This is a genomic window from Chitinophaga sp. CF418 (assembly GCF_900142925.1).
GTDB lineage: Bacteria > Bacteroidota > Bacteroidia > Chitinophagales > Chitinophagaceae > Chitinophaga.
In genome coordinates this window covers 108,322-129,594 of sequence record NZ_FRCN01000002.1, presented here as the reverse complement: position 1 = coordinate 129,594, position 21,273 = coordinate 108,322, and the positions used below count along the sequence as shown (strand labels likewise).

The following is a 21,273-nucleotide window of genomic DNA, read 5'->3' as shown; positions in this document are numbered from 1 at the left end:
ATTTAAACATCAAATTATTTTGAACATGAAACACCTTACACTTGCAGTATTATGCCTGGTAGCATCTGTATTTGCCATATCCTGTAAAACACAATCGGGAGCCACCAACACAGAACAAAGCGCCAGCAAAGGTTCCGTTAAAGGAAACTGGGTTATTACAGATATTAGTTTTGACGGTATTCCGAGAGGTTCTAAGGTGACAGTTTTTGATGAGGCATCTTACAACTGCTTCAAAGGCAGTCAGTGGGTCCTCCCATCCAACAACAATGGTTCTTATACGTTATCCTCTACCGAGGATGGTTGTGCTACCGCTACACAACCCATCGTATGGGCCATATACAAACAGGGTGGTGTTGACATGTTCCAGTTCAAGAAAGTCGGTTCCGGCGTAAAAGCCAAGAATGTAACGGAAGGTTACCGTGTAGAGATCAGCTCTCTGAACAATACTTCTATGGTATGGAGAGCAGCGGTGAACTTCGAAGGCAAGACTGCTTACATCATATATACCCTGCAACGTAGCTAAGCGATACAGGTTATACGTTAATATAGTACAGCGCTTAACATTTACATGGCTAAAGCCGTGTGAAGTGTTAAGCGTTTTTGTTTTCAGTATCTGTGGTTTGAGTGCCGGCGTGCTGCCTGGCAAAACGCATAAATAACTGCGCCAGTTTATCCTGCTGCCCCTGTAAATAAATGAAGTGGAACTTTCTTACCAGTTTGAAGTTCTTTACCGGCAGGATCTTGAATTCTCCTGCTTCCAGTTCCCGCTTTACGGCATGCAGGGAAAGGAAGGCGGCACATGGCGCATAATGCAGGTATGACTTGATGCTTTCAGTACTGCCCATGTACATGGCTATCTGCAGGTCAGTGAGCTTCAGTTTAAGCCGCTTGAGTTCATCCGTGATCACTTCCAGTGTTCCGGAACCCTGTTCACGCATCAGGAGTGGAATAGATTTTAGTTCGGCAGCTGTCAGCGGGGTCTCAGGATCGCCATCGCCATAGTTATATTTTACGTTCCCAATAAGGGCTATCTCGTCTTTTGCAAACTCCACATATTTTAGCACCGGATTTTTTGAACGGCCTTCTATCAATCCCAGTTGGATAGTTTTGTCGAAGAGCGCCTGTTCCACCTGTTCTGTATTGCCGGAGATGAGGGAGGCGGTTATCTCGGGGTAGCGTTGGTTGAACTGCGCCAGCAGGGGGGGAATGAAATACTGTGCGATGGTAGTACTGGCTCCGAGAGAAAGCAGGCCGCCCTGTTCATGCTTTAGCTGGTTGATCTCATACTCAAGGTTACGATAACTGGTAAAGATATCATCTGCATGTTTGAGCATCACCTGACCGGCACGGGTGATCTTGATCTTATTGCCAATACGTTCAAACAGCGCCATACCTAATTGCTGTTCCAGCTCGTGAATATGTTTAGTCACGGCCGGTTGTGATATGAACAACTCCTCAGCAGCTTTGGTGAAGCTGAGGCGCCTGGCTACTGTGTAGAAAACTTTTAACCTGAAGTCCAACATTAGTTAAATGTACGAAGAAAAAAAGCGGTTATCCTACCGGGGCAGGATAACCGCTGATGAAAAATGTGAATCGTTATTAAGCTTTTTTCTCTTCAGCTTTCTTTTCTTTATTTTCCTTGAAGCGTTTGTCAGGAGTACCATCTGCCTTTTTAGGACCTTCTGGTTTTCCGTCTTTGTTTTCTTTGAAACGCTTGTCAGGGGTACCATCTTTCTTTAACGGACCCTGTGCTTTAGTGTCTTTTCCGTCTTTGTTTTCTTTAAAACGTTTGTCCGGAGTACCGTCTTTCTTCACTGGTTTGCCGGAGGCACTGTCCAGTGCCGGACGATTTGCTTTCTGACCTGGCTTTTCTGCTCTGTGTTCAGCTTTTGCCGGTGCCTGCTGGGTTGCCGGAGTCTGGGCCATAGCAACCGATGCGCCCATGAAAAGTGCTAACACTCCTGTTAAAATCTTTTTCATTTTCAATGTTGGATTAAGGCGAAAAATTAGTCATTTTTTTAATAGGTAGATACGCTCACCTATAATATTTATTCGGATGTTTTAACGTAGTGATTTGCAATTTCTTGAAACGTAGTTTCCGCAAGAGATTGCGTATTGATACGCTTGACAAAGGGCTTAGAGTGGACGTACCTTTGTATCACCTGACAAAGTATAACAGTTAACCCCAAAATGTTTGATAACCCCTTAACTTATTATAAGTGGTTAAGGAGTGTGAATGTTGATGAAGCGAACAATTCGATTGTCTGACGAACATATAGTGACCCCCTTTATTGATTTATGAATCATCCTGTTAACCTTGATCAAAAAGGTCTCGCATTTGCGAGACCTTTTCATTTAATATCCTGTTATTGTTAATTCGCGGTTTTAATTCATTATGTCCCGGGGTTGTCAGCCCGGGCTACAAACACACAGCCCGCCTGAGGCGTGACTGATATACACGACCTTTCCCCAAGGCTTCAATTTGATCCTTTTAATTCGCTGTGTCGACCCACATACCGTTCTCCTTGATAAGGGAGATCAGCTCGTCGACAGCCACCTCACTATTCAATCCCCGTTTTACGACCTCTTTTCCTCTGTAAAGCGTGATCTTTCCAACACCGCTGCCTACATATCCAAAGTCAGCATCGGCCATCTCACCGGGGCCATTTACGATGCAACCCATGATGGCGATCTTAACACCTTTGAGGTGGTTGGTCACCGCCCGGATCTTCGCAGTGGTCTCCTGGAGGTCAAATAAGGTCCTTCCGCAGGAAGGGCATGAAATATATTCTGTTTTGGAAATACGCGTTCTGGTGGCCTGTAAAATGCCAAAGGCGATGTTATTGAGCAGGGCATGACCGGGAGCCTGTGCACCGGTCGATTCACTGATCAGCCATATACCGTCGCCGAAACCATCCAGCAGGAGGGCGCCGGTTTCAGTGGCATAATGTATGAGGTGCTCATCCGCAGTATTATCTTCCGCGAAGCATTTCAATATTACAGGTTGCTGTATCTGCCGGTCCAGCAGGGTGATCATAGTACGTCTTACTTCCGGCATCGCGTGCTCATTGGAAGAATGCAGGCAGAGCACGATGGTATGGTCATTGGCCATCCGCAGCAGTAAGGTTTCCGGTATGTCTACCCCGGTATTATGGTCAATGAAGTTGATTATAGTCGAACGCTCTCTGGATTGCAGGTATTCTTCCGCAGAAAAGAGCGGCATGTATTTCTCCTTGTCTGTAGCCTCATTCCATACATCATGTGGTACGATCACCTTCAGGGTGCCTGGCAGTGAAAAGGACAGCAGTTCACGGGAGAATATGTAATCGGCCGCAGCATCAGCAATATTCCATTTATCTGTATTGGCGTCATAGTGATAGCCAACTGTCTGCAGATGTTCCGGTGTAATACCTGTTGTGGTGCTGAAGTCAGCCACTACAACGGGCACTTGCTTAGCGCCTATGTTATTTACGGCAATGCTTTCACGGCGTTTATGATCAAAAGGAGAATAAGGCAGCTGTTCTACCGGAGGGATAGGTGTATGATCCTGCCGGGTAGTATAGCGTTTCACCAGGTCGCGGCATACGGGCAGTTCAAATTCCGGATCTTCAGTAAGAGATACGCGGATGGTATCGCCGATACCATCTTCCAGCAGGGTGCCGATACCCACAGCTGATTTGATGCGGCCGTCTTCTCCATCACCCGCTTCTGTTACACCCAGGTGCAACGGATAACAGTGACCCAACTGCTCCTGCATGGTGTGGATAAGGAGGCGGTAGGCCTGCACCATCACCTGCGGATTGCTGGATTTCATACTGAGTACGATGTTCCTGTAGCTCAGGTCTTCCGCAATACGTAGGAATTCCATTGCACTTTCCACCATTCCCATAGGAGTATCCCCATAGCGGCTCATGATACGGTCGCTCAGGGAGCCATGGTTGGTACCGATACGCATCGCAGTGCCATGTTCCTGGCATATTTTCACCAGGGGGGTGAACTGTTTACGGATACGGTCTATTTCTTCCTGGTATTCGCTGTCTGTGTAAGTGAGTGTCTCAAACTTCTTTTTGTCGACGTAGTTGCCGGGATTGATACGCACCTTTTCTACAATCCGGGCAGCTATTTCAGCAGCGTTCGGTGTAAAATGTATATCTGCCACCAGGGGAGTGGTGTATCCTCTTTTGCGCAGTTCATTGCGGATGGGCAACAGGTTCTCTGCTTCTTTTTTGCTGGGTGCGGTAATACGCACCAGTTCTGCACCGGCTTCTATGCAACGGATGGCCTGTTCCACAGTACCTTTGGTATCCATGGTATCCGTAGTGGTCATGGTCTGGATACGTATGGGATTATTGTTACCTATCAGCAGGTCTCCAACCTTTACTTCTAAAGTGGCCAGTCGCTTATACTCCGTCAGTGAATTACAATATAGCTGCATAAAAGAAATCCAAATAAATATGGAGCAAAGGTAATGAATAGAATCGCGAATGGATCAATTACGCAGCCCCCAAAGATCACCAGTCTTTATCAACAGGCACTGCCTGTCCTTTAGCCTTCTTCATTTTATCCTGCAGCTTGTTCTCTTCCTGGCCTAATGCCTGAAGCAAACGCTCTGCTTCCTGTTTGTTCAGTTTGCTTGGCTGTGGTTCAGGCTTCTCGTCCTGCTGTTCTTTATTCTTATTCTTGTCTTTATTCTGTTGATCCTTGTTCTCGTCCTGTTTGTTCTTGTTCTGCTGATCCTTGTTCTGATCCTTATTTTGCTGGTCTTTGTTCTGCTGGTCTTTATTCTGCTGATTCTTATCCTTGTCTTTTTTGTCCTTATTATCACCTCCGCCGCCTTGCTGCTTTTTCAGCATGGCCTGGGCATAAGCCAGGTTATAGCGGGCCTGCTCGTCTGTAGGATTCTGTTTCAGCGCTTCTTTATATGCTTTAATACTCTCTTCCCATTTCTTTCCCTCCATGAAGGTATTGCCGATATTGTAGCTGGCATCGGCCTTGCCCTCCCGGGTAGGCGCCATCTTAAAGCTATTGGCATACTGGGTGCGGGCATCATCAAAACGTTTCTGCTCGTAGAGAGAGTTACCCAGGTTATAGCGGCCTTCCACAGACTGCTTGTTTACCTCCAGCGCCTTTTTATAGTTGGCCTCAGCGTCAGTATACTGTTTGTTCTTATACAGCTCATTGCCTTTACGGATATATTTATTTCCGGTCTGGGCAAAAGCGTTCTGGCAAAGGCAGATAAACAGGCCAGCCAGTAAGGTTTGATATGTGAATGGTAGTTTCGTCATGGTTTTTCTGTAGCGGTAACAACAACATTTGGGCGTGCACTGCGCCTGATTTCAGGAATAAAAAACTCAGCAATGAGCAATAACACGCTGATAGCCAGGAAGTACTGGTAGTAGCTGTTATAGTCTGTGAAGATATTTTCTCCAAATTCTTTCTGCTCCATGCTATCTATCTTCTGGACCAGTGAATTCACCACCTCTTCAGTATTGTTATCAAGGTGTTCGTAAATACCCCTGCCGGCCGCAGCGATGGACTTCAGCTCATCTTCATTCAGCTTGGAAATAACGGTATTGCCTTCCTTATCTTTTTTGTAGGTGCCTGTTTCCGGGTCTGGTAGGGGAGCGCCTGTAGGGGAACCTATACCGATGGTACTGATCACAACACCATTGTCAAAAGCCATATTAGCCTTTGAGATGGCGGCTTCGTCATGATCTTCACCATCAGAAATAATAATGAGGGCTTTATGTTTCCTTTCCTTTTTGTTAAAAGCATCGTTGCCGACCTGGATAGCCTGTCCGATGGCGGTACCCTGTGTAGGGATCATTTCTGGTCCAACAGTAGACAGGTACATCTTGGCGGCGGAATAATCTATGGTTAGCGGCATCTGGAGATAGGCGTTGCCGGCAAATACCACCAGGCCTACACGGTCATTATCCAGTTTGTCGGCCAGTTTAGAGATGAGTTGTTTGGCCCTGGTCAGACGGTCAGGTTTCACATCGCCGGCCAGCATACTCTTGCTGACGTCGAGGGCAATCACCACATCTACTCCCTTCCGCGTGATCTTTTCCATCCGGCTGCCCTTCTGAATGTTGGCAAGACCAATCACCCCGAAAAGGAAGGCCAGGAAGATCAACAGGAAGCGGAACGTAAAGCGCCTGCGTGAATAGCCGGTAAATAATTTTTCTACAAGTACAGGGTCACCCAGTTTGCGAACGGAGCGCCTTTTCCACCAGGATATGCTGAGGAACGCCAGTTGCAGTACCAGTAATAAAACCAGTGCCCATAAGTATTCGCTATGCTGAAAACGTAACATCATCCAATAAAGATTTCTTCTGCCCGTCGTGAGGGAGACCGGACACTGGGATCAAATATAATTTTTTTAGTACGTTTTACATCATATGTAGGTGGTGATTTAGGAGTTTTTTAACGCTATGGAGGCAGGAGTGATGATAGATAAGCAGTTACCGGTAGGCAGGAAGGGTAAGGGCGGGCCCAAAAACTGGAAAAAGGGCTCTAAAGAGGAGCTTGTTGCGGGCCGGGTGATTAATACCGAACGCTTCGGGTTATGAGAGCCTTTGTGATAAAGGATTGAACACTAGTTGATTGACTTTGGCAAATATGTGAGTAGTAGGGATTTCTTTGCCGGCGATTGATAATTGACTGTGGCAACTATTTGAAAAGGCACCAAAAAAGCCATAGTTCAGCAGGTATTGACCTGTTCAACTATGGCCTTGAATAGTTTTTTTTTATTTCATACCTTCCATATAACCGGCATCTTTCAGCAGGTTTTTCAGCAGATCCATACGAACCTTCGGTATATCGAGCGCTTTATTTTCCGTGTCAAAATTCAGCACAAAGAAAGTGGGATGACCATTTTCTTCAATCCAGCCAGTTATCCAGGCGATGGTTTTAGGGCCAACCGTTGCCATACCGGTTTTGTAGCTCAACTCATATTTATCTGTTTTCTCCATGAGCATAATGGCACGTACCCATTGCATGGTGAGCTTATGGAAGGGCAGCTGATCGAAATATAGTTTCTTGACAAAGCCAAGTTCCTCATCAGGGGATATCTGCAGGCTATTATCGAGCCAGAAGGTGTCTATACGACTGATCTTCATGTTGCCATACTTGACAGTGTCAAGCCAGTGCTGCATGACAGGTTTGGTAATGCGGCGGGCTACTTCCTGGTAGTAAGGCACAGCTGAAAGGCGGAAAGCCTGCTGCATACTCAGGGATTGATTCCATTCCGGAACGGAGCGTACAACGCCATCCCAGGGAATAACAGTGGAGGTGTCTTTCAGTACACCTGTTTCAAGTCCTACGAGCGAATTAAAGATCTTGAAGGTGGAGGCGGGCAGGAAGCGTTCTTTCGCCCGGTCTATATTATATGCCTTAAAGGTGCCTTGGCTGTTGTTGAACAGCATAAAACATCCCTCAACCTTGTATTCAGTAAAATACTTTTCCCAGTCATTTTCGATCTTGACGTTGTTCGGAGCGCAGGCATTCGTCAGAATGGCTACCAGCAGGAGTATCCAGCCAGTTCGTTTCATATACATCTTTTTAGTGCTGCAAAAGTAGCTAATTAGGGCAAAATTCGCTCTTAAAACCGCGCTGCGTTAGTCTTGATTTCTATATCTCTATATCGCTATATCGTCATCTGGATATCGCTTCAAGGGCATATGTATATCGATTCGATATAGAAATGACGATGAAGTGATATAGAGATGACGATATAGCGATATGGAAGTATAAAGAAAAGATGCTACCAGAAAGGAACTGAAGGCTAATGATCGACTTTTTTCAACATAGTGGTCTGTATGGCGTCCTGATGTGGCGCCTGGAAAAAGAAAAAGGCTGGTCCGCAGACCAGCCCATCGAAGTTCGTTTTTGATTTCTCTGAAGGCTGTTTCCCGGTAGGGAAAGACAGCTTGCTGTATATTATTAAACTAGTTGCTTGATTACTCCCAGTTCCTTACCCACTTTGGTAAAGGCTGCGATGGCCTTATCCAGGTGAGCCTGTTCATGGGCAGCGCTGAGCTGAACACGGATACGGGCCTGACCTTTGGGAACTACCGGGAAGAAGAAGCCGATCACGTAGATACCTTCTTTCAGGAGTTTGTCGGCAAACTGCTGGCTCAGTACTGCATCATACAGCATTACCGGAACGATTGGGTGGTCGCCTGGTTTGATATCAAAGCCGGCTTCTGTCATTTTGGTGCGGAAGTAACGGGTGTTGTACTCCAGTTTATCCCTGAGAGCTGTAGTAGCGCTTAACATTTTCAGTACAGAGATAGAAGCGCCTACGATGCTGGGGGCTACGGAGTTGGAGAAGAGGTAAGGACGGCTACGCTGACGCAACATGTCGATGATCTCTTTCTTACCACTGGTGAAACCACCGGATGCGCCGCCGAGGGCTTTACCCAGAGTACCGGTGATGATATCGATACGGCCCATTACATTACGGTATTCATGGGTACCGCGGCCGGTTTTACCCAGGAAGCCGGAGGAATGACTTTCATCGATCATCACTATCGCATCGTATTTGTCGGCCAGATCGCAGATCTTGTCCAGCTGGGCGATGGTGCCGTCCATGCTGAAAGATCCATCGGTTACGATAATACGGCTGCGGAGGTGAGCAGACTCCTGCAGTTTGGCCTCCAGGTCCGCCATATTGTTATGTTCATAACGGTAACGCTGTGCTTTACAGAGGCGTACACCGTCGATAATGGAAGCGTGATTGAGGGCATCGGAGATGATGGCGTCCTGTTCATTGAAGAGTGGTTCGAACACACCACCGTTAGCGTCGAAGGCGGCAGCATACAGGATAGTGTCTTCAGTACCAAGGAATTCCGCCAGTTTCTGTTCCAGCTCGCGGTGAATATCCTGGGTACCACATATAAAGCGGACACTGCTCATGCCATATCCATGGGTATCAATGGCATCTTTGGCCGCCTTGATCACGTCGGGATGGCTGGAAAGGCCCAGGTAGTTATTAGCACAGAAGTTAATAACGGTGTTTCCACCTACCTGAATCTCAGCTCCTTGTTCAGAGGTAATCACTCTCTCATTCTTAAAGAGTCCGGCGGAGCGTATTTCATCCAGTTCCTGTTGAAGGCGGGCAATGAATTTTTGGTTCATAGTAGCAGATTTTATAACCTGGTTCAAAGTTATGGCAATAAAAGTATTGCGATTCTGTCACCTATAGGGGCTTTTCTGGCAGGCCGGAAAAAGTTTGACGGGGGTGTAACATTTGGGGACTGCTCTGCGTCATAGTAATGTCTGCACGTCGATCCCGGGTAGATTGTTCATTGTGTAGTAACGGGGTCCGGACTGAGTTTAAATTTCCGCGCTATTGAAGGAGGCAACGTGCCATGCGGGAACTTGCCGTCCGGAAGCGATACGTGCTGGACAGGGGCGCACAGACAAAGAGTGGGATTGGAAAAGAGAAGGAGATGTGGTGGATATAAAGTAATTGTCGGACATTAGCACTAAAATCCCGCAACACCCGGATGACGGAAAAGGAGTACAATCAATGCGTGGACCTGTACGCGGACAATCTCTTCCGGTTTATTGTTAAAAATTTAGACCATACCGAGGACGCCAGAGATGTTGTACAGAATGCGTTTGAAATATTGTGGAAGCACTGTAACGATGTGCCTTTTGAGAAAGGCAAGTCATACCTGTTTACTGTTGCCTACCACAATATGATAGATCATGTCCGTAAGGTGAAGCGTATTACACTGGTAGACGAGTTTAAAGAAGAGACGAAGATCTCGGAGCAAAGGATCCATGACGCAAAAAAGGTATTGGAGAAAGCATTGGACAAACTCACGGATGTTCAGCGTTCACTGATACTATTGAAGGACTACGAAGGCTACAGCTATGAGGAAATAGGAGACATTATGCAGCTAAACCCCTCACAGGTAAAGGTTTATCTGCACAGAGCGAGGCTACACCTGAAACAGTACCTGGTGAAGATGGAAAATGTGATCTAGCACAGCTGGAGGGAATCGAGTAATATTGCATATTAATTATATGTTTTTGATTTGGTCGTTAATATAAACATATCGAACTACGAGGAATTCCTGCTCAGCGCCATTGATGGTGAGCTGAACGGGGAGGAAATGGCCGCATTGGAAGCTTTTATGCAGCAACATCCAGAGGTCCGGAAGGAACTGGCGCTGCTGGAGGCCACAAAGCTGCGCCCCGAAGAGGGAATGAAGTTTGATGCCAAAGAAATGCTCTATAAGAACACAGGCGTACTGTCTGCCACAAATTATGAGCGTTTCCTCCTGGATTATGTTGATAATGAACTGAGTGTATCCGGGAAAAGAGAGCTGGAGGCATTGATCAGCCAGCACCCTCATATGCAAAAGGACCTGTCGCTCTTACAGGCGGCCAGATTAACTCCTGATCTTTCTGTAACATTTGGTAATAAAGCATCGCTATATAGAAGAAGGGAAGGTACCACCGTACGTCCATTGTGGTGGTGGAGTGCTGCCGCCGCTGTGGTAGTCGGACTTAGCGTCTGGCTTCTTCCTGGTCAGCGTTCAGGAGAAAAACCACAAGTGGCTGTTAATCAGTCATCCACTAAGGGTAATTCACCTGTGGCAGAAGCAGAGCAGCCGGCTAAGGAACAGGCGAATACTTCATCTCTTGCGGATGTGGGTAGGCCAGGTGGCAATGCAGCCGAAGAAATGTCGGTAGCCGCTGCCGCTGAAGAAAAAAAGGAAGCAGAAATGGTTGCCCATACAGCAGGCAATACCCCTGGCAAAATTTCTCAGGGTAATGTCATCGCTCAGAATGGTATAGATAACAGGATAAATAAAAATGCCGTATCTGACGTAACTGTGAGTGAGCAGAAACAGGAAAACGGTATTGACCATCTGCCAGACAGCCGCCTGCCGGTACTGGCCAAGATACCGCAACCAGCGTCTACTTCCGGAGAAGTGGTGCAGCAGCTACAGGACAAGACAACACAACAGGAAAAGATATTGGCGCAAAATGTCACAGCTGTACCGGAAAAAACAGCCGTTATGGCAAATGCAGAGAAGATCAATGATGCGCCCCCTGTACCTGCGGCGCCGGCGAATGGTGAACTGGTGGTGGCCGTGACAATGAACGGAGACAGCAAACTGCTCAATGGAGTGGCCAACGTAGCCAGGTTCCTGTCCCGTAAAAAGAAATAATCCGATGAATGAACTTTTTTGATATGAAGTGTAAAGTTTTACGCTATTTATTGTTACTACTTATTGTAAGCGTTGGTGCAAAAGCCCAGATCGCCGACAGCCTGGTGGAGACTATCCAGATCAAAGGGCTGATCATCATGAAGGGAAAAGACACAAAGGGTAAGCGCATCTTCAAGGTCTATAACGATACTGCATATGCGAGGGAGCGGTTGAAAAAGAACCTGCAGACCAGGTGGTTTGTTGTGGATCTTGGGTTTAATAATTATATAGACCGCAGTGATTATAGCGGGGCTGTTGCTTTATCTTATTATGCGCCTAATGGAGTGTCTGATGTCTATAATAAGTCATTTACTTATTCTGCAGCCGGCTTGAATACCCTGGCCCCACGTGGAGGAAGCGCACCACTTACGCCATCTGAGTTTAAACTGATTACCGGAAAGTCGATCAATGTCAATATCTGGCTTTTCCAGCAACGGTTGAACATTTATAAACACAAATTGAACCTGATCTATGCCTTAGGAGTTGAAATGAATAACTACCGTTTTGCGAGAAATATTACCTATGTACCAGGATACCCCACCCAGATCATACGTGATAATGTGAATTTTTCCAAGAACAAGTTGTTCGCCGAGTACCTGAGCGTACCATTAATGCTGAATTTTAATAGTAATCCGGCCCGCCCTTCCAGAGCATTCAAAATGGGAATGGGAGTGATGGGAGGATACCTGGTAAAGGCCAGGACAAAACAAATCAGCAGGGAGCGGGGAAAGGAGAAGAAAGTGGATGAATTCAACCTCAACAAATGGAAATTAAGCCTGACAGGAGATGTCGGTTATGGACCTTTCAAACTTTATGGTAATTTTGCGTTAACTCCTTTACATGATTATGGCCTGGAACAGTATCCATTTTCAATAGGGATACGTTTTAATAGCTTTTAACGTTTTTTTGGGGGATCAAAATCTATTTTAAGTATGCGTTCTTTTATTGCTTTTCTGGCCTGTACCGGATTTATTGTATGGGCACATTCATGTGAGAAGAGAATAGTAGGTGTGAAAGTTTATGCCCATCAGCCGGGACAGAATGTTGGATTATCATTTAACGGCCTCTCTTATGAGCGCCCATTGTTTTTAGCTAATACGGAAGCCCCAGTGGCCATTGATGCGCTGTTTGTTAATATCGAGTACGGACCTAACCCCGAGCGCGACTGGAAAAGATAGGCCATTGCTCATCTTTTAGTTCCATTTAACAAATTCCTGTTGCCTCACATCCGGGCATTACCATTATATTTGGTAATGTTTTTTTTATTTTCAAAAACCAATACATGAACCTCATTAAAAAAGCAATCTCTTCATTGCTTGTAGCCTGTGCTATTTCTAATATTGCAGGTGCACAACAAAAGTATGAATGGAAGGAGGGCACATCCGGAGGATATACTTATAAGTATATCACCAACGATCCGATGAAGGCACGCTTCTACACCCTGAAAAACGGGTTGACCGTTATTCTCAGCGTTAACAAGAAGGATCCACGTATTCAGACCCTGATCGGTACCCGTGCTGGTAGTAACAACGACCCGCATGATCACACCGGTCTGGCCCACTACCTGGAGCACCTTCTCTTTAAAGGTACCCAGCAGTTCGGTTCACTGGACTGGTCAAAGGAGAAACCTTATCTCGATAAGATCGAGGGGCTGTATGATGCCTACAATCATACCAGCGACGCGACCGCCCGTAAAGCGGTATACCATCAGATAGACAGCGTATCCGGAATGGCGGCAAGGTATGCTATTGCCAACGAGTATGACAAACTGATGGCAGGTATGGGCGCACAGGGTACCAATGCGCATACCTGGGTGGAAGAAACGATCTATCAGGAAGATATTCCTTCCAATGTGGTAGACAAATTCCTGGCGGTTCAGGCGGAAAGATTCAAAGATCCGGTTTTCCGCTTGTTCCATACCGAGCTGGAAGCAGTATATGAGGAAAAGAACAGGGGCCTGGATAATGACGCCCGTAAGTCTTATGAACTGATGCTGTCTTCCCTGTTCCCAACACACAACTATGGTCAGCAGAGTACCATTGGTACGATAGAGCATCTGAAGAATCCTTCGCTGAAAGCGATCCGCGATTTCTATAACGCCTACTATGTGCCGGATAACATGGCCATCGTAATGGCGGGTGATCTCGATCCTGACCAGGTGATCAAACAGGTAGAGAAGAACTTCTCTTACATGCGCCCAAAACCGGTTAATGAGTACAAAGCTCCGGTAGAGAAACCAATTACAGCACCTATTGTAAAGGAAGTATTCGGTCCTGATGCGGAAAATGTCATGATTGCATTCCGTATGCCCGGAGCACTGGATGTAAAGTCCAATGTACTCCTGTCAGTAGTATCCGAAGTAATGAACAACGGTAAAGCCGGATTGCTTGACCTGAACATCAATAAACAGCAGAAAGTGCTGAGGTCAAGTGCAGGTGTAATGCCCTGGAAAGACTACTCTGTATTTAGCCTGAGCGGTACCGCCAAACAGGGACAGACCCTGGAAGAGGTAAAAGACCTGTTACTGGGACAGCTGGAAATCCTGAAGAAAGGAGAGTTTGACGAGACAATGGTAAAAGCCATTGTGAATAACGCCAAGCTGTCTGAACTACAGGGACTGGAAAGTAATGACACCCGTGCCAATTCATTGATGGATGGCTTTATCAAACACAGGGGGAAGAACTGGCTGACGGATGTTTCTTTTGTAGATGATATGGGTAAGGTGACGAAACAACAGATCGTTGATTTCGCCAATAAATACCTGGCCAACAACTATGTGTTAATTTATAAACGCAAAGGGGAAGACAAAAATATTCAGAAGGTAGAGAAACCAGCTATTACACCGGTGGAAGTAAACCGTGAAGCACAATCCACCTTCCTGAAAGAGATCAACGAAATGCCTGCGGCTAAGATCCAACCGCTGTGGCTGGACTTCAATAAAGATATCCAGAAGGGCAAACTGGGCGCTGCAGACGTGCTGTATGTACAGAATAAAGACAACGGCCTGTTCCGTCTGTACTACCGTTTCGAAATGGGTAGCTGGAACAATAAGCTGTTCCCATTGGCGGCTCAGTATCTCCAATACCTGGGAACAGATAAATACACTACTGAGCAGATCAGTAAAGAATTCTATAACATCGCCTGTAACTTCAGCGTATCCGCAAATACTGATGTCACTACCATCAGCATCACTGGTTTACAGGAGAATTTTGATAAGGCAGTATCCCTGTTTGAGCATCTGATGAAGAACTGCCAGCCGAATGAGCAGGCGCTGACAGCGTTCAAAGGCCGTATGACCAAAAGCCGCTCAGATAGTAAACTGAATAAAGGCAACATCCTGAAAGGCTTGGCGAGCTATGCAATGTATGGTTCAAAGAATCCTTTCAACAATCAGCTGAGCCAGGCGGAGCTAGACGGAATTACCGCGCAGCAGCTGGTAGATATCCTGCATACCTTGCCGGAATATCAGCATACAGTTATTTACTATGGTCCGCAGACACTGGACGCTGCTATTGCTGCTGTACAGAAAGAACATACTGTGCCTGCTGCTCTTAAGCCTGTACCTGCCGCTGTGAAGTTTGACAAGATAGATCAGGGTAACAACCAGGTATTGTTTACAGACTATGACATGGTACAGTCTGAAGTGAACTGGGTAAGAAACACAGACACATACAAAGCTGAGAACACCGCGCTGGTAGATATGTTCAACGGCTACTTTGGTGGCAACATGGGTTCTATCGTATTCCAGACCATTCGTGAGTCTAAGGCGCTGGCTTACTCTACCTACGCTTATTATGCTACTCCCGACAGGAAGGATGCCCGTTATTCTGTGGTGGCATACGTGGGGAGTCAGGCAGATAAAATGAACGAAGCCATCAACGGCATGAATGAACTGTTGAATGACATTCCTCGTTCTGATAAACTCTTCGAGACTGCCAGACAAAGTCTGAAACAGGACATCGAAACAGAGCGTATTACCCAGGATGGTATTATCTTCACCTACCTGGCAGCAAAGAAACTGGGACTGGATACCGATTACCGTAAAACAGTGTATTCACAGATTGACGGTATCACATTTGAAAATGTGAAGCAATTCCATGAACAGAACATTGCAAAGAAACCTTACACTTATTGCATCGTAGCTTCAGAAAAGAAGGTGAGCCTGGACGATCTGAAGAAGTATGGAGATGTGAAGAAAGTGTCACTGGAGGAGATCTTCGGTTACTAAGCAGAACAGCAATAATGCAAGATACATAGCGGCATAGCCGTATATATTCATGAACCATCCGGTTCCGTACAGAGATCATCTGACGGAAATTCCGGATGGTTCTTTATTTTTGCCATCTGAATTTTTTAACCATTTGCAATAATCAGTTGACGCTCAACGTTAATATTATGCAAAATCCCTGTGAAAATGAATCGTTATTGCTTGTTGATACTCCTGGTGCTGACACTGAGTGTATCCGGATTTACTACTAATAAAGGTGACGAGGATTACCTGTACAAAGTGAAAATACTTCCCGGCAGCATTAATCCTGACAAAGTATTTTTACTGATCGACAAAAGTGACTATCGGTTATATCTTTATGAAGATGTCACTTTGAAGAAGATCTACAAGGTAGTTTTTGGAAACAAAGACCAATCGGCTAAAAGACAGGAGGGAGACCGCCTGACGCCCGAGGGAACTTTCCACGTATTAAGCAAGAGAGTGGATAAGCTCTGGAATCGTTTTATGCTGTTGGATTATCCCAATGAAGCATCCTGGAACAAGTTCCATGAGATGCAGGAAAATGGAGAGATCTCTGCTGGCGCTACACCTGGTGGTGGTATTGGCATTCATGGTGTGGAATGGAATTCCGGAATACGGGATAATTATGTAGAGGGCCGCATTAACTGGACGCTGGGTTGTGTAAGCATGAAGAACAGTGACGTGAGTGAACTGTATGATATTATCAAGGTTGGGACACCTGTTGTAATAAGACGTTGATGCTGTAATGCACATAGCAGTGTGCATCTTTACCTTTACACTAAGAAACGCATTTGTAAGATCTTACATGCTATTCATGATTAAGAACGGTGCCACTATGGCCTGGCCAGGAGCATTGTAGTGATACCGGGTACCGCCTGGTATCATGATTATCATAAAGGCGGATGTTGGTCTTGTGAAGCACGCTTCATTCGGGTGGAGCGTGCTTTTTTTATTGGCCAGCGGCTACTACCTGGCTATCAGAAACTCCCGGACATGTTGTTTCCATTTTTTTCCTTCTCTCCTGCAGAACGATTGATGCCCGCAATCTTCAAAAATGACCAGCTCTTTTTTCTTCGTACCGAGATGCTTGTAAATGCTGATGGTCTCCTGCCTGGTAACGCGGGTATCATGTACGCCCCAGCACACTAATGCAGGCATGGTAATGCTTTGCGCATAGTCGGCCGGATTGTAGTTGAAGCCCCAGAAGCCATTCTCAATACCTCCCCAGAAAGTAAGCAGCTGTGAAAAAGGAGTGCCGGGTAACCCTACTGCCCGCATCCTGCCTTTGACAGCATCAGTAAGTGTAGCAAAAGAACATTCGAGGATCACCTTATCGGGGTGCAGGTGATAGGTTGGTACAGCTCTGAGAATGGCCGCGGCTCCCATACTAACGCCCCACAACATGACATGTTTTTCCCCTTTTTGCTGCACAAAGTTGTAAGCAAGCATCACATCTTCCGCTTCCTTATAACCGACTGTGCATACATTACCTTCACTGTTGCCATGCGCGCGAAAGTCGACCAGCAGTGCGTTATAGCCAAGTGTCCGGAAATACTCCGCTTCAGGAATAGGTCCGTCTTTGCTGCCGCCATAACCATGGAAGAGAATAACGGTTCCTTTGGCCGAAGGAATGGGCATCCACCATCCTTCCAATTGTAGACCGTTGCTGGTGGTCAGATGAACGATTTCATAGCTCACCTCAGGAGTATGTCTTACGACGGATTTTGAAATACGTACGCCAAGCAATAACATCTGCGCCTTTTCAAGGACGCTCATTTGTTCAGGGAGTCTATTCCTGAAGCTACCCGGGGCATAGAAATGGGTGAACTTCCAGGCATGGAAAGCGGCAATGATATTCAATAGGAGGAATAATAGCAGGAGTACGCGAAAGGTACGCTTCAGTAGCTTCATAGGGTAAAAGTAAAAAAAGCGGATGGATCAGTAATGATCCACCCGCTTTTTAACAGATTGTATTATCGTAAAGATAACGGCTGCTGTTGACTATCAGCAAGTTTTAATACCCTACGTTCTGAAAAAGATTTGGATAAGCGCTAAGCACTGACTGAGGTATAGGCAGTAGCGCATTTTTTGCCTGATATCCTTTGCTGCCCAGTACTGTCTGGGCTTTATTGTAAAGAACCAGACGAGCGAAGCGGAATCCTTCTCTATACAATTCTTCTTTATACAAGGTCTCTAATTCCAGCCTTGCATCGTCAAGATTTGTTAATGTGATAGCAGGTTTTTTACCTCTTGTGCGCACAATGTTGATCGCCTCATTCGCACCAGGAAGGTCTTCTTTTAGGATCTTGCCCATTGCTTTGATCAGATAGGTTTCGGTATAACGGATAGCCGGGCAGAAATTGACCGTCAGTCCTCCGCGAACAAAGTAATCCTTAAAAGGAGAATTCATATTGGCTGTAATATCCCAAATGATCTCATTGCTTGCAGGAGCGGTGAAGACCTTCGCAGAATCGGCCAGTGCATACCTCTTGGTTGCAATGACTTTATCTGTATAGCTGATAGCAGTATCACCATTTATTTCGAACAGTGCGACCCTTGCCATCAGCATATTGGCAGCAGAAGAGGTTATGTACCATGGTTTGGTTCCAGGGGCAGCATCCGGCAGTGCTGGTATCGCAGCGGTCAGGTCTTTTTTGATATTGTACCTTGTCAGGTATATGCTACCGGCAGAAATGGCTGTGGGCATCAGCAGTTGCTCTGTCATCGGTAATGTTCCGAAATAAGTTTGCAGTTCAAGATATAAATATGCGCGGAAAGCCTTGAGTTGAGCAATAAGAGCAGCTTTATCTCCCTGTATTCCATTCAGGCTGGCTAACATTCTGTTTAACTGGAAAATGCTGGCATAATGGGTCTTCCAGACATTTTCAACAATGCTGTTGGCCGCTGTATATTTAAACTGGTCCAGTTCACACCAGCCGGAGGGCAGGTTGGTGATCTGGCAATCTGCATCATCACTGAGCACACCGTCCAGCATGACCACCTGTTGGTGGGCAGCGCTGATCTTTAGATATTCGGTCGAGAATGCTTCTTCTACTGCAGCAAGCGTTGTATACGCGTGATTAATAGTGGTTCCGATCAGGGCTCTGGCTGTATTCACGGAGTCTTTCCTGACAGTGATCGTGAAGAACGGGGCTTCTGCTACATCGTTGTTGTTGATGACGAAATCGCCGTTCAGATCTCTGCATTTGAAATCGCCCGGGAGTACATTGTCTTGTACAGGTTGCGTTGGATCCTTGATCTCTGCCTCTGTCTGGAACAGTGTATCAGAAACTCTGGTCATGCCCTGGGCGTCACGCCAGGTATTGGTCTTACCACCTTTGGTGGCCACCATAAAATACACACCTTCGGGAATATCCTTGAAGGAAGCTACACCACTACTGTTGGTAGTAGCAGTATACGCGGGTTTCTTGCTCAGGTAGTCCTGCCGCGATGTAAATAATTCTACAGTTGCGCCATCTGCAAGTGTCCCTTTAGGTTGCTCAGGACTCCATTGGGTGGCGTCCCATACAGTAACAGTTGCTGTTGGTTGTTGCGGCTTAACTTCTGGTGCTACTTCGTCATCTTTGCATGCCCACAGACTGCATGACAAGGCAAGGAATAATAATTTCTTCATAGAGATCTTGTTGGTAATGGGAAACGTTAATTCAAGAGGTTTTTGTGAGAATTGTCCTGTTATATATTTTAGGTATAGGTTTTTCTTAATTCGGGTACGCAAAGATACAAAAAAAGGGCTGAACACGTCAGCCCTTTTTGTAATATGAATGTTATTTTCTCTTAAAGTCTTCCTTTCTTGATTTCATCTACCACTACTGGATCGAGTAGGGTGGAAGTATCTCCCAGGTTGTCCAGTTCTCCTTCCGCTATTTTACGCAGGATGCGGCGCATGATCTTGCCGGAACGTGTTTTCGGCAGGCCGCTTACAAACTGGATCTTATCTGGTTTGGCAATCGGGCCGATGATACGGGATACTGTCTGAAGAATATCTTTCTTGGTGAGTTCAGGATCGTGCGTCTGTCTTTCTGTAATGACATAAGCATAGATACCCTGGCCCTTGATATCGTGCGGGTAACCTACAACAGCACTTTCCACTACTCCGGCGTGCATATTAATAGCGTTTTCCACTTCAGCGGTACCGATACGGTGTCCGCTTACGTTGAGTACATCGTCTACACGGCCGGTGATACGGTAGTAGCCATCCTCGTCACGAAGGCAGCCATCTCCGGTGAAATAGAGGTTCTCGTAAGTGGCAAAGTAGGTGGTACGGCAACGTTCATGATCTCCATAGGTGGTACGTAACATGCCTGGCCATGGGAATTTGATACAGAGGTTGCCATTCACGTTATTGCCAGTCACTTCTTTTCCGTTCTCGTCAACGAGAATAGGTTGTATACCTGGCAGGGGCAGCGTAGCGTAACCAGGTTTTTCTTTGGTAACACCGGCGATTGGTGTGATCATAATACCACCGGTTTCAGTTTGCCACCAGGTATCAACGATCGGACAGCGTCCTTTGCCAATATGGTCTTTGAACCAATGCCATGCCTCTTCGTTAATGGGTTCACCCACACTTCCAAGTTTCTTCAGGGAGCTCAGATCTTTATGATTTACCGGACCCAGACCATAACCCATCAGGCTGCGTATAGCAGTAGGGGCAGTATACAGGATATTAACACGGTATTTATCAACGATAGACCATAAACGGCCGGCATCGGGATAGGTAGGCACCCCTTCAAACATCAGCGTGGTAGCGCCGGCGCTGAGAGGGCCGTATATGATGTAGCTATGACCGGTGATCCAGCCTACGTCTGCTGTACAGAAGTAAACCTCGCCCGGCTGGTACTGGAAAGTATTGACAAAGGTATAGTTGGCATACACCATGTAACCGCCACAGGTATGTACAACGCCTTTAGGTTTGCCGGTAGAACCGGACGTGTAAAGGATGAACAGCATGTCTTCTGCGTCCATTTCTTCAGCAGAACAAGGAGGATTACCCATGGTTTCCACCTGTTTGATCTCGTCTTCCCACCAGAGGTCACGGCCTTTTATCATGCTGACAGGCGTACGTGTGCGGGTGCATACAATTACTTTTTTAACGGAAGGGCAGCCCATGAGCGCGTCGTCAATAACTGACTTCAACGGAATGTCTTTATTGCCGCGGAAGGCACCGTCGCAGGTGATAACGAGGCTGGCCTGAGCATCCTGGATCCTGTCGGCAATAGACTGGGCGCTGAAACCGCCGAATACTACCGAGTGGATAGCACCTATACGGGCGCAGGCCAGTACGGCAATTGCCAGTTCGGGTATCATACCCATATAAATGCAGATACGGTCTCCTTTTTTAACACCGTTGTTCTTCAGCACATTAGCGAATTGGCATACCTTGTTATAGAGATCGCGGTAGGTGATGACACGATGGCGTTCTTCGGGGTCATTGGGTTCCCAGATAATTGCAGGTCTGTTACCCAGGGTACCAAGGTGACGGTCGAGGCAGTTTTCTGTAATATTCAGTTTACCGCCGGTAAACCATTTTACATCGGGGTCTTTAAAGTTCCATTCGAGCACCTTGTCCCATTTGCGCCGCCAATAAAAGTGATCAGCTACATTCGCCCAGAAGCCTTCCGGGTCCATTACGCTTTGCTTGTAATTCTCTTGATATTCTTCTAAGCTCTTTATCTGGTACGGATACGCCATAGCTGCAATCAGTTTTTGTTGGTCATTATAAGTAACGTGTTATGAATCTGCAGCTTAAATTTAGTAAAAATGGCCAATAGTCAA

At 46.3% G+C, this 21,273-nt stretch carries 17 protein-coding genes; 7 read left to right on the top strand and 10 right to left on the bottom strand.

All coding sequences use genetic code 11. From position 1 onward, the window contains the following. Positions 1-25 precede the first annotated feature (25 nt). Positions 26-523 (top strand): lipocalin family protein, encoded by a 498-nt coding sequence (locus F3I09_RS05050; RefSeq protein WP_149693964.1) that lies wholly within the window; start codon positions 26-28, stop codon positions 521-523. A 67-nt stretch (positions 524-590) separates the two neighbouring features. Here F3I09_RS05050 and F3I09_RS05045 read toward each other — a convergent pair whose 3' ends face one another. From F3I09_RS05045 to kbl, 7 genes are all read right to left on the bottom strand, one after another. Next, positions 591-1,523: a LysR substrate-binding domain-containing protein gene (locus F3I09_RS05045; protein ID WP_149693963.1), complete on the bottom strand. Its 933-nt coding sequence runs from the start codon at positions 1,521-1,523 to the stop codon at positions 591-593. A gap of 76 nt (positions 1,524-1,599) precedes the next feature. Next, the gene (locus tag F3I09_RS05040) at positions 1,600-1,980 is read right to left on the bottom strand and encodes a hypothetical protein (RefSeq protein WP_223233138.1); all 381 of its coding nucleotides are present in this window, start codon (positions 1,978-1,980) and stop codon (positions 1,600-1,602) included. 511 nt (positions 1,981-2,491) lie between these two features. Continuing rightward, a complete protein-coding gene (ispG, locus tag F3I09_RS05035) occupies positions 2,492-4,435 on the bottom strand; it encodes a (E)-4-hydroxy-3-methylbut-2-enyl-diphosphate synthase (protein WP_149693962.1) in 1,944 nt (647 codons plus the stop codon). A gap of 76 nt (positions 4,436-4,511) precedes the next feature. Continuing rightward, a complete protein-coding gene (locus tag F3I09_RS05030) occupies positions 4,512-5,285 on the bottom strand; it encodes a tetratricopeptide repeat protein (RefSeq protein WP_149693961.1) in 774 nt (257 codons plus the stop codon). Then, a complete protein-coding gene (locus F3I09_RS05025; protein WP_149693960.1) occupies positions 5,282-6,319 on the bottom strand; it encodes a VWA domain-containing protein in 1,038 nt (345 codons plus the stop codon). Before F3I09_RS05025 ends, F3I09_RS05030 begins: the two co-directional genes overlap by 4 nt. A gap of 430 nt (positions 6,320-6,749) precedes the next feature. After that, positions 6,750-7,553, bottom strand: coding sequence for a class D beta-lactamase (gene blaOXA / locus F3I09_RS05020; protein ID WP_149693959.1), 804 nt, complete (start codon positions 7,551-7,553; stop codon positions 6,750-6,752). Between the two features lie 391 nt (positions 7,554-7,944). Beyond that, complete coding sequence (gene kbl / locus F3I09_RS05015; RefSeq protein ID WP_149693958.1) at positions 7,945-9,141, bottom strand: glycine C-acetyltransferase; 1,197 nt, start codon at positions 9,139-9,141, stop codon at positions 7,945-7,947. 371 nt (positions 9,142-9,512) lie between these two features. Between kbl and F3I09_RS05010 the strand changes: the two genes are divergently transcribed. The 6 genes from F3I09_RS05010 (at position 9,513) to F3I09_RS04985 (ending at position 16,218) form a co-directional block, all read left to right on the top strand. Beyond that, positions 9,513-9,998, top strand: a complete 486-nt coding sequence (locus tag F3I09_RS05010) for an RNA polymerase sigma factor (protein WP_149693957.1) — start codon at positions 9,513-9,515, stop codon at positions 9,996-9,998. 51 nt (positions 9,999-10,049) lie between these two features. Beyond that, a complete protein-coding gene (locus F3I09_RS05005; protein WP_149693956.1) occupies positions 10,050-11,192 on the top strand; it encodes a hypothetical protein in 1,143 nt (380 codons plus the stop codon). A gap of 23 nt (positions 11,193-11,215) precedes the next feature. Further along, positions 11,216-12,130, top strand: coding sequence for an outer membrane beta-barrel protein (locus F3I09_RS05000; protein ID WP_188133695.1), 915 nt, complete (start codon positions 11,216-11,218; stop codon positions 12,128-12,130). 33 nt (positions 12,131-12,163) lie between these two features. After that, entirely contained in the window at positions 12,164-12,409 is a 246-nt protein-coding gene (locus F3I09_RS04995; protein WP_149693954.1) for a hypothetical protein, read from the top strand. Positions 12,410-12,513: 104 nt separating this feature from the next. Further along, positions 12,514-15,459, top strand: a complete 2,946-nt coding sequence (locus F3I09_RS04990; protein WP_149693953.1) for a pitrilysin family protein — start codon at positions 12,514-12,516, stop codon at positions 15,457-15,459. Positions 15,460-15,645: 186 nt separating this feature from the next. Next, entirely contained in the window at positions 15,646-16,218 is a 573-nt protein-coding gene (locus F3I09_RS04985; RefSeq protein WP_149693952.1) for a murein L,D-transpeptidase family protein, read from the top strand. A 228-nt stretch (positions 16,219-16,446) separates the two neighbouring features. Here the strand turns inward: F3I09_RS04985 and F3I09_RS04980 are convergent, their stop codons facing one another. The 3 genes from F3I09_RS04980 to acs all read right to left on the bottom strand — a co-directional run bounded on the left by F3I09_RS04980 (position 16,447) and on the right by acs (position 21,189). Next, positions 16,447-17,391, bottom strand: a complete 945-nt coding sequence (locus F3I09_RS04980) for an alpha/beta hydrolase (RefSeq protein ID WP_149693951.1) — start codon at positions 17,389-17,391, stop codon at positions 16,447-16,449. Positions 17,392-17,494: 103 nt separating this feature from the next. Beyond that, positions 17,495-19,114 carry a RagB/SusD family nutrient uptake outer membrane protein gene (locus F3I09_RS04975; protein WP_149693950.1) on the bottom strand — a complete coding sequence of 540 codons (1,620 nt, stop codon included), beginning with the start codon at positions 19,112-19,114 and terminating at the stop codon, positions 17,495-17,497. A gap of 161 nt (positions 19,115-19,275) precedes the next feature. Next, positions 19,276-21,189 carry an acetate--CoA ligase gene (acs, locus tag F3I09_RS04970; protein ID WP_149693949.1) on the bottom strand — a complete coding sequence of 638 codons (1,914 nt, stop codon included), beginning with the start codon at positions 21,187-21,189 and terminating at the stop codon, positions 19,276-19,278. Positions 21,190-21,273: the final 84 nt, after the last annotated feature.

Bases quoted from the DNA above. Each gene is read 5' to 3' on its own strand.
- F3I09_RS05025 (WP_149693960.1), bottom strand. From the start codon at position 6,319: ATGATGTTACGTTTTCAGCATAGCGAATACTTATGGGCACTGGTTTTA.
- F3I09_RS05010 (WP_149693957.1), top strand. From the start codon at position 9,513: ATGACGGAAAAGGAGTACAATCAATGCGTGGACCTGTACGCGGACAAT.
- F3I09_RS05030 (WP_149693961.1), bottom strand. From the start codon at position 5,285: ATGACGAAACTACCATTCACATATCAAACCTTACTGGCTGGCCTGTTT.
- blaOXA (WP_149693959.1), bottom strand. From the start codon at position 7,553: ATGAAACGAACTGGCTGGATACTCCTGCTGGTAGCCATTCTGACGAAT.
- F3I09_RS05000 (WP_188133695.1), top strand. From the start codon at position 11,216: ATGAAGTGTAAAGTTTTACGCTATTTATTGTTACTACTTATTGTAAGC.
- F3I09_RS04985 (WP_149693952.1), top strand. From the start codon at position 15,646: ATGAATCGTTATTGCTTGTTGATACTCCTGGTGCTGACACTGAGTGTA.
- F3I09_RS04975 (WP_149693950.1), bottom strand. From the start codon at position 19,114: ATGAAGAAATTATTATTCCTTGCCTTGTCATGCAGTCTGTGGGCATGC.
- F3I09_RS04980 (WP_149693951.1), bottom strand. From the start codon at position 17,391: ATGAAGCTACTGAAGCGTACCTTTCGCGTACTCCTGCTATTATTCCTC.
- kbl (WP_149693958.1), bottom strand. From the start codon at position 9,141: ATGAACCAAAAATTCATTGCCCGCCTTCAACAGGAACTGGATGAAATA.
- F3I09_RS04995 (WP_149693954.1), top strand. From the start codon at position 12,164: ATGCGTTCTTTTATTGCTTTTCTGGCCTGTACCGGATTTATTGTATGG.
- F3I09_RS05050 (WP_149693964.1), top strand. From the start codon at position 26: ATGAAACACCTTACACTTGCAGTATTATGCCTGGTAGCATCTGTATTT.
- ispG (WP_149693962.1), bottom strand. From the start codon at position 4,435: ATGCAGCTATATTGTAATTCACTGACGGAGTATAAGCGACTGGCCACT.
- F3I09_RS04990 (WP_149693953.1), top strand. From the start codon at position 12,514: ATGAACCTCATTAAAAAAGCAATCTCTTCATTGCTTGTAGCCTGTGCT.
- F3I09_RS05040 (WP_223233138.1), bottom strand. From the start codon at position 1,980: ATGAAAAAGATTTTAACAGGAGTGTTAGCACTTTTCATGGGCGCATCG.
- F3I09_RS05045 (WP_149693963.1), bottom strand. From the start codon at position 1,523: ATGTTGGACTTCAGGTTAAAAGTTTTCTACACAGTAGCCAGGCGCCTC.
- acs (WP_149693949.1), bottom strand. From the start codon at position 21,189: ATGGCGTATCCGTACCAGATAAAGAGCTTAGAAGAATATCAAGAGAAT.